Below are 2,088 nucleotides of genomic sequence, written 5' to 3'. Positions count from 1 at the left end.
GCCCTCGCCCGCGCCACCTACGACGGCCGCCCCGGGCACCCCGTGCTGCTGGGCCGCGCCCACTGGGAGCCGCTCGCCGGCTCGGTCCGCGGGGACACCGGCGCCGGGCTGTACCTCCGCACCCACGGCGCCGTCGGCATCGACTGCACCGACCTCGGTGGCGGGGACGACGTCGATCGCCGGTGACTCACCGGGGGTAGGGGCAGCCCCACCACCCGATCCGGGTGATCCCTGAGGTTTCCCCCGGTCATGCCCGAATCCTCTCGCCGCGACCGGTTCGGCTACGTAGTCTCGGAAACGTGGAGGCCACGGAACTCGCCCGCCTGCAGTTCGCGCTGCTGGCCGCTGTGCACTTCCTCTTCGTGCTGCTCACGCTCGGGCTCGGCCCCGTGGTGGCGATCTTCAACACGCGCTGGGCCCGCGCCTCAGGTCCGCGCGCCGTCGTGCTCGGCAACGCGACCCGGTTCTGGGGCCAGATCTACCTGGTGAACTACGCGCTCGGCATCGCGGCCGGGATCGTGCTGGAGCTGCAGTTCGGGCTCCACTTCCCGGGCCTGCTGGACGTCGCCGGTGAGGTCTTCGGGGCCCCGCTCGCCGTGGAGACGCTCGCGGCGTTCTTCCTGGAGTCCACGCTGCTGGGCCTGTGGGTGTTCGGCTGGCACCTGTTCCCGCGCGGGCTGCACGCCGCCATCTTCTGGGCCGTGGTGCTCACCGGCTACGCCTCCGCCTTCGCCGTGATGGTCGCCAACGGGTTCCTGCGCAACCCCGTGGGGTACGTGCTGGAGGGCCCGCCCGGTGCCCAGGTCGCCGGCATCACCGACTTCGGCGCACTGGTCACCAACCCGGCCGCGCTCGTGTCCGGCCTGCACGTCGTGGGTGCCTGCCTGATGGCCGGCGGGTTCGTGCTCGTCGGCGTCTCCGCGTGGCACCTGCGACGCGTGGGCGGCGGCGAGCGCCTGCCGGTGAGCCCCGACGAGGACCTCTGGCGCCGCTCCATGCGCGCCGGGATCTGGACCGGCCTGGTGGGCGTGCTGTTCGTGCAGGCGTTCGGGTACGCCCAGTTCGGCTATATCGGCGACACCGGCTCGTTCGACCGGAATCCCCTCGTCGGCGTGCTGCTGGAGGTCATGATGCGGACCGCGGACCTGGTGTTCCTGGGTGCCCTGGTGCTCCCGCTGCTGCTCATCGGGGGCGCCCTGTTCCGGATGCGCGGCAGACGCCCGCTCTACGCGGTGCTCACGGCCCTGCTGCCGCTGCCGTTCCTCGTCGGGATCGCGGGCTGGCTGGTGCGGGAGCTGGGGCGGCAGCCGTGGGTGATCCAGGGCGTGCTGCGGGTCGACCAGGTCACGTCCGACCAGTCCGCCCGGGCCGTGCTGGCCTCGCTGGTGCTGCTCGTGGGCCTCATGGTGACGCTGGCCGTCCTCGACTGGTGGGTCCTGACCCGGCTGGCGCGCGCCGGGACCGACCGCCTGGTGCTCGGGGCCGCGCCGGCCGACGTCCTGCGGGACGACGGCGCGGACGCCGCCGTGCTGCTCCGCTTCGGACCGCCGCAGGAGAGCCGATGAGCGCGTCCGCATGGGCGGTGCTGCTCACTGTCCTGGTCACGGGATGGGTGGTGCTCGACGGCGCCGTCCAGGGCGCGGGTGCCACCCTGCTGCAGGAGCACGGCCAGGACGGCAAGGAACGTCGGCGGGAGCCGGCCGAGCGCCGCCTGGTGCTCGGCGCGGTCGGCCCGCTGCTGCTGCCCGGGGAGGTGTGGCTGATCGCCGCGCTCGGCGTGCTGATCGGCGTGTTCCCCCACGCCGAGGCAGACCTGCTCAGCGCTGGATATCCCGTGGCGATCACGCTGGTGGGCTCCTGGGCGCTGCGGGACGCCGGGATCTGGCTGCGCAGCCGCCGTCCGGGGAACGTGTGGCGCGACGTGTGGGACGTCGTGCTCGTGGTCGCGAGCATCACGCTCGCCGGCAGCTGGGGCGCCCTGCTCGGTGTGGCCTGGGGGAGCGGCGTCGCCGCGTTGGCCCTCGGCATCGCGGCGGTCGTGGTCACGCGCCTGCACGGCGACGCCGTCGTCGCCTGGCGCCTGCGCCG

2 protein-coding genes and 1 pseudogene are annotated in these 2,088 nt (G+C 73.8%); all 3 read left to right on the top strand.

What is annotated here, in order from left to right:
- A pseudogene (locus tag PROKR_RS35465) lies at window positions 1-186 on the top strand (nucleotidyltransferase family protein); the annotation flags it as partial.
- A gap of 113 nt (window positions 187-299) precedes the next feature.
- Entirely contained in the window at window positions 300-1,565 is a 1,266-nt protein-coding gene (locus PROKR_RS19255; RefSeq protein ID WP_051433153.1) for a cytochrome ubiquinol oxidase subunit I, read from the top strand.
- Window positions 1,562-2,088: cytochrome d ubiquinol oxidase subunit II (locus PROKR_RS19250; protein ID WP_211240182.1), on the top strand; the 527-nt coding region annotated here is incomplete at its 3' end. The genes PROKR_RS19255 and PROKR_RS19250, both read left to right, overlap by 4 nt.

It is taken from the genome of Promicromonospora kroppenstedtii DSM 19349 (assembly GCF_000515355.1).
Taxonomy (GTDB): domain Bacteria; phylum Actinomycetota; class Actinomycetes; order Actinomycetales; family Cellulomonadaceae; genus Promicromonospora; species Promicromonospora kroppenstedtii.
The sequence above is the reverse complement of the archived record's forward strand: the minus strand, read 5'-3'. Positions and strand labels throughout refer to the sequence as shown.